Genomic DNA, 5,134 nt, shown 5'->3' with positions numbered 1-5,134 from the left:
GACGATGGAACAGGTATGTCAAGCCGATACCGATTCGCCGCGCATGTTGGTGGCGTGAAAGAACAGCGGCGCGCTGAACATCGAGCTGAACCGTTCGAGCGAGCCGAACACCTGCGTCATCCAGGCGGCGCACTTGGCGACGTAGCCGGGGTACTCGTGCGCGGGCGGCGTGTCGGGGGCGTAGGCAATCGTCCCGGTCAGCACGACGAAATCGTGTCCTTCGCCGTCGTCGTTGAGGTGCAGCGAGCTGCGCGGGTTGGACTGGAGGCGGCTGAGTCGCTTCGCCGTCGGTGGACTGTAGAGCAGGACCGACGAGTCGTCAGCGTTCCAGAGAAACCAGATCGGCCACGGAGGTGTCGGTGGCACCGATCACCGCGGGGCGCACAACGAGCGCGCAGAACAGGTCGGTGCCGTAGATGATCGCGGCGGTCACGATGGCGACGAGGGCGGCGGCGGTGGCGAGGCTGTTCACGGTTGCTTCCTTGTGCCAGGTCGGATGGTCCGTCGAGCTGTTGCCGGTGCGGGCAGAGCACGGGTGAGGCAGTCGGTCAGCGCCTCCTCGAGCAAGGCGTGCAACGCGGCGGGCTCGACGTCGACGCGACCGACGACCTGCAGCGCGATCAGTCCGTGCGCGGTGGCCCACAGCTGCAGGACGTGCTGCTCGGGGTGGGCGTCTCCGGCGGCGACGAGCAGGTCGGTGAGCACATCGCCGACGGCTTGCCCTTCGCTCCACGTGTCGGTGACGGGCACGCGCACCCCGCCGAGGCCGTACATGAGCTGGTACAGGTCCGGTTCGGTCAAGGCGAAGTCGAGGTAGGCATGCCCGGCCCGCCGCACCGCCGCCGCGGCCTGTCCACCTGGTGGGTCGGTCACGGCCGCGGCGGCGGGCCCGGCGATCAACTGCCCCGCGGTGATCATCGCGACGCGTAGGCGGGCGAAGCCGTCGCGGACGAGGGCGAGCAGGATGTCGTCGCGGCCGGTGAAGTAGCGGTAAGCGAAGTTCGCCGAGTACTCGATCTCCTCGGCGAGCCGGCGCATGGTCACCGCGTCCCAGCCCTCCCGCCGGGCTAGGCCGCGGGCGGCGGACAGGATCGACTCGCGCGCGGCGGCGCGTTCCCGCTCCCGGCGCCGCTGCGCCGGTGTCGCGGCGGAATCGCCCGGCACGTCGGCCGTCACTGACCGTCGGCCTCGCCAGTGAGCTGGGCGAAGAACGCTTGCTCGTCGAGCTGGTCCCAGTGCTCCACCGCCATGCCGTCGGCGACGCGCCAGATGTCGATCGAGTGCATGACCACCGGCCGGCCGGTCGGCGGCAGTCCCAGGAACGGGCCCTGGAAGGTCGCCCGGTAGGTGAATCTGCCGGCCGCCCGGTCCCCGTCGACCAGCACGTCGTCCAGGCTCACCTCCGTGTCCGGGAACGCGGCGAACCACTGCGTCCAGAACGCCCTGTTCGCCTCACGTCCGTCACCGACGTAGGCGTTGTGGTTGATGTAGTTCTCGGCGATGAAACCATCGACCGCATCCGGGTCGTGGCTGTTCATCAGCTCGGCGAACGCGTGCGCGACGGTCTGTTGCCGCCGCGATCGAGCAGTCGGGGTCATGACGTTCCTCATCTGTTGGTTACGATGTAACTATCGTGTATGGCGTCACCGGTCGATGTCAAGCGGCCCGCGCGACCAGCTGGGCGGCTGGGCCGTCGCCCGCCGGTGCTCCCAGCGCTCGAGGAGGCCGTCCATCTCGTCCTGGATGAACAGGAAGAAGTCCCGAGCGTCCGCCAGGCGGTCACCCGCCGGCGAGCCCTCACCACCGACGGCGAGCACACCCTCCCGCACGACGCCGGCAACCTTCTGGTAAGGCCGGCCGTGGATGCTCGCCGTGTACCAGGTGCCGTCGGGCATCCGGTACACGTCGCGCCGCGATCCCGGGACTGGCTCGCGGACCACGAAGCCGATCTGCATCAGGTAGCGGACTGCGCCGGAAATGGCCGCCGCGCTGACGCCGAGCCGTTCGCCGATCTCCCCGGCGGGCAGACCCGGCTCGTCGGCCGCCATCAGCGCCCCGAGCACGCGTGCTGGCATCCGGGGAAACCCCAGGTCGCTGAAGATCATGGCGAAATGCTCGACGAACCGGCGGACCGCCTTGTCATCTCGTTCGTCCTGGGCTCCCATCGTCGCCATTCTTCACCACTTTCTGAAGATTCTGGTCAGGCCTGGACGTCGCGCCTGCGCAGCAGGATCGTGCCGGTCGTTCCCAGCGCGACCGCAACGGCGGCGAGCACCACCAACGGCGTCGCGGTCGCCTCGGTCGCGGGCAGTGCCGGGACGTGGCTGAACGGGGACAGGTCTCGGACCGTCCGAGGCAGGTTCAGCAGATCGCCGAGCTGGCCGAGGACGAGGCTCGCCGTGAAGCCCGCCCAGGCCAGACTGGCCGTCAGCCGGGGCGCGAAGCCGAACACCGCGACGGCCAGCCCGCCGATGACCAGCGCGGGCGGTAGCCACCCGAATGCGGCGGCAACCTGTTCGGTGATCTTCCCCCCGAGCCCACCCTCGACCAGCCCGGACACCGTGCCCATCGAGACTCCGGCGAGCCCGAGCAGTCCCGCAGCTCCGGCCGAGGCGATGACGAGATGGCCGCCGAACCAGCGCAGCCGCCCGGTCGCGGTGGCGAGCACCACCTCCGCGCGTCCCGTTGTCTCCTCGGTCCGCGGACGCAGCAGAACCTGGATGACGAACGCCGCCGTCATCGCGCCGATCAGCGCCATCATGGCCGCGAAGAACGTCTCGATCAGGTCTCCGCCGCCCCCGCCGCTCAGGCTCGTGATGGTGTCCGCGGCGCCTTCGTTGTCCGCCAGCGCGTCTTCGACCGTGCCGCCGAGGGATCCGACCCCGGCGCCGAGCACCGTGACGGCCGCGGCGCGGCCGAGCAGCGTGCCACGCTGTAGGCGCCAGGCCAGGCCGAGGGGACTGAGCAGGCGCGCGGCGGCGCGCACCGGTCCCGGCCGAGCCGCGATCATGCCCATCCCGACGTCCCGGTGGGCCGTCAGCACGAAGGCCGTCATGACACCGGCGCAGGTCAGCATCAGGGGAGCGGCGAGCACCCACCACCGGTCCCCGGCGAACGGGTGTACCTGGGTGGCCCAGCCGATCGGCGACAGCCAGGACGGCCACGCGCTGGTGACGGTGTAGCCGCTCGGGCCTACTCGGCCGAGTGCGTCGCCCAGCCCGCGGACAACGAACGCGGCGCCGATCGCGGTCGCCGCGATCCCGTTCGCCGTCCGCGCTGACTGCGCGACCTGCGCGGTGACGGCGGCGATCGCCGCGAAAGCCAGGCCGGTGACGCCGACGGCCGCCCCTGCCGCGACCGAGCCGGCGGCGGGCTCCCCGAAGCCTGCCAGCGTGAGCGCGACGAGCGCGGTCAGCACGAGGTTGGCGCCGGCGGCGACACCGAGCGCGGCGGCGAGGCCTGCGTACCGCCCCACTGCCGTGGCCCCGATCATCTCCGCGCGGCCGGTCTCCTCGTTCTGCCGGGTGTGGCGCACGACCGCCAGGGTGCTCATGAAGCCCGCGAGCACGGCGAGGGGCGTGAGCACCTGGAACATCGCCAGAGCGCCGGTGCTCGCCCCGGTGGGAGCGGTGCGCATCAGCAGCAGCGCCGGGCTGTCGGCGGCGCTGCGCAGGACGTCGAGTCGGTCGGCCTCGGTCGGGTACTGCTCCCTCGTGGCCGACAGGGAGACGGCAAGAAGGACCGTGGTGCCCAGAAGCCAGATCGGCAGTTTCGCGCGGTCGCGGCGCAGGGCGAGCCGGACGAGCCGTGCCGTTCCAGCGATGTTCGTCGTCACCCCGGGGGACGCAGGGGCGGCGCGACCGGCGGCTGAGCCGGTGTCGAGGCCGGTGTCGGGGCCGACGGTCGAAGCGGTGAGCTCGGGCAGGGGCTTCATCGCGCGGCCGCCGGTTCGTCGCCGTAGTGGCGCATGAACAACTTCTCCAGCGAGGGTGGGGCGCTGGTCAGCGTCCGTATCTCGAAGCGGGTCAGATGCCTGAGCACGCGGTCCAACGCGCCGGTATCCACCTCGAAGGTCGCGCGGGTCGTCCCGCCGTCGCCCGTGACGTCATGGATGTCCGCGTCGTGCACGCCCAGCAGTTCGGCCAGGCCGGTGATCGGGCGCGTGGTCTCCACCGAGACCGAGGTCCGGGTCAGATGGCGCAGCTCGGTGAGCGTTCCCGACTCCACCGTCCGGCCCCGGCGGATGATGCTCACCCGGTCACAGAGGGCTTCCACCTCGGCGAAGATGTGGCTGGAGAGCAGGACGGTCGCGCCGCGTTCTCTCACCTCCCGCACGCACTGCTGGAAGGCTGCCTCCATCAGCGGGTCCAGCCCGGAGGTTGGCTCGTCCAGGATGTAGAGCTCGGCGTCGCGGGCGAAGGCCGCCACGACGGCGACCTTCTGCCGGTTGCCCTTCGAGTACGTTCGCGTCTTCCGGCTCGAGTCGAGCTGGAACTGGTCGACGAGCTGGTCGCGGCGCCTCGGGTCCAGCCCGCCGCGCAGTGCCCCGAGCAGGTCGATCGACTCGCCGCCGGTCAGATCTGGCCAGAGGTTCACGTCGCCTGGGACGTAGGCGAGCCGTCGATGCAGATCCACCGCGTCGTGCCACGGATCACCGCCGAGCAGGCGTGCCTGCCCGGCATCCGCCTGCAGCAGGCCGAGCAGGACTCGGATCGTCGTCGACTTGCCCGCGCCGTTCGGGCCCAGGAACCCGTGCACCTCGCCGGCGTCGACGGACAGGTCCAACTCGTCCAGCGCGCGGCTCCGGCCGAATGCCTTCACCAGCCCGGAGATCGAGATAGCGATCGTCATGGAACGGCAACCTACACGAGTTTCACAAAGTTGTGAATGATTTTAAGTGCATGAACCTGACGTCGGGTCAGGTTCGATGCTCGAAGCTGTGCCGCCTGTTGGGTGCCAGAACTCGGCCACTGGTGTTGACCTGGGGTTTTGGGCGGCTTGTTCGTATTCGTTGATCAGGCCGTCGAGGACGGGTTGGCGGTTGATCCGTTCCTGGGTGAGGTCGGCGATGGGGTGGTCCACGGTCTGTCGGGGTGGGGGGTGACCCCGAGGATGTGGACGGTGCGAGAGCCGA

Annotated in this window: 7 protein-coding genes and 1 pseudogene; all 8 read right to left on the bottom strand. The window is 70.4% G+C overall.

Going from position 1 to position 5,134, the window contains the following annotated elements; genetic code table 11:
- Window positions 1–18 precede the first annotated feature (18 nt).
- Window positions 19–204, bottom strand: coding sequence for a hypothetical protein (locus G6R25_RS21205; RefSeq protein ID WP_163554321.1), 186 nt, complete (start codon window positions 202–204; stop codon window positions 19–21).
- Window positions 205–319: 115 nt separating this feature from the next.
- Complete coding sequence (locus G6R25_RS21200; RefSeq protein WP_163554320.1) at window positions 320–472, bottom strand: hypothetical protein; 153 nt, start codon at window positions 470–472, stop codon at window positions 320–322.
- Window positions 469–1,176, bottom strand: a complete 708-nt coding sequence (locus G6R25_RS21195) for a TetR/AcrR family transcriptional regulator (RefSeq protein WP_205447312.1) — start codon at window positions 1,174–1,176, stop codon at window positions 469–471. Before G6R25_RS21195 ends, G6R25_RS21200 begins: the two co-directional genes overlap by 4 nt.
- Window positions 1,173–1,598 carry an ester cyclase gene (locus G6R25_RS21190; RefSeq protein WP_163554318.1) on the bottom strand — a complete coding sequence of 142 codons (426 nt, stop codon included), beginning with the start codon at window positions 1,596–1,598 and terminating at the stop codon, window positions 1,173–1,175. The genes G6R25_RS21195 and G6R25_RS21190 overlap by 4 nt, the downstream gene beginning before the upstream one ends.
- Before the next feature lie 45 nt (window positions 1,599–1,643).
- Entirely contained in the window at window positions 1,644–2,165 is a 522-nt protein-coding gene (locus G6R25_RS21185) for a GbsR/MarR family transcriptional regulator (RefSeq protein ID WP_136449606.1), read from the bottom strand.
- 35 nt (window positions 2,166–2,200) lie between these two features.
- Window positions 2,201–3,934, bottom strand: coding sequence for an ABC transporter permease (locus G6R25_RS21180; RefSeq protein ID WP_163554317.1), 1,734 nt, complete (start codon window positions 3,932–3,934; stop codon window positions 2,201–2,203).
- Window positions 3,931–4,851: an ABC transporter ATP-binding protein gene (locus G6R25_RS21175; RefSeq protein ID WP_136449512.1), complete on the bottom strand. Its 921-nt coding sequence runs from the start codon at window positions 4,849–4,851 to the stop codon at window positions 3,931–3,933. Before G6R25_RS21175 ends, G6R25_RS21180 begins: the two co-directional genes overlap by 4 nt.
- Before the next feature lie 42 nt (window positions 4,852–4,893).
- Window positions 4,894–5,134: pseudogene (locus G6R25_RS30935) on the bottom strand (hypothetical protein); the annotation flags it as partial.

This window comes from Candidatus Frankia alpina (assembly GCF_902806485.1).
GTDB classification, from domain to species: Bacteria; Actinomycetota; Actinomycetes; order Frankiales; family Frankiaceae; genus Frankia; species Frankia alpina.
The sequence above is the reverse complement of the archived record's forward strand: the minus strand, read 5'-3'. Positions and strand labels throughout refer to the sequence as shown.

Coding starts and splice junctions, on each gene's coding strand:
- G6R25_RS21190 (WP_163554318.1), bottom strand. CDS start 1,598: ATGACCCCGACTGCTCGATCGCGGCGGCAACAGACCGTCGCGCACGCG.
- G6R25_RS21185 (WP_136449606.1), bottom strand. CDS start 2,165: ATGGGAGCCCAGGACGAACGAGATGACAAGGCGGTCCGCCGGTTCGTC.
- G6R25_RS21180 (WP_163554317.1), bottom strand. CDS start 3,934: ATGAAGCCCCTGCCCGAGCTCACCGCTTCGACCGTCGGCCCCGACACC.
- G6R25_RS21175 (WP_136449512.1), bottom strand. CDS start 4,851: ATGACGATCGCTATCTCGATCTCCGGGCTGGTGAAGGCATTCGGCCGG.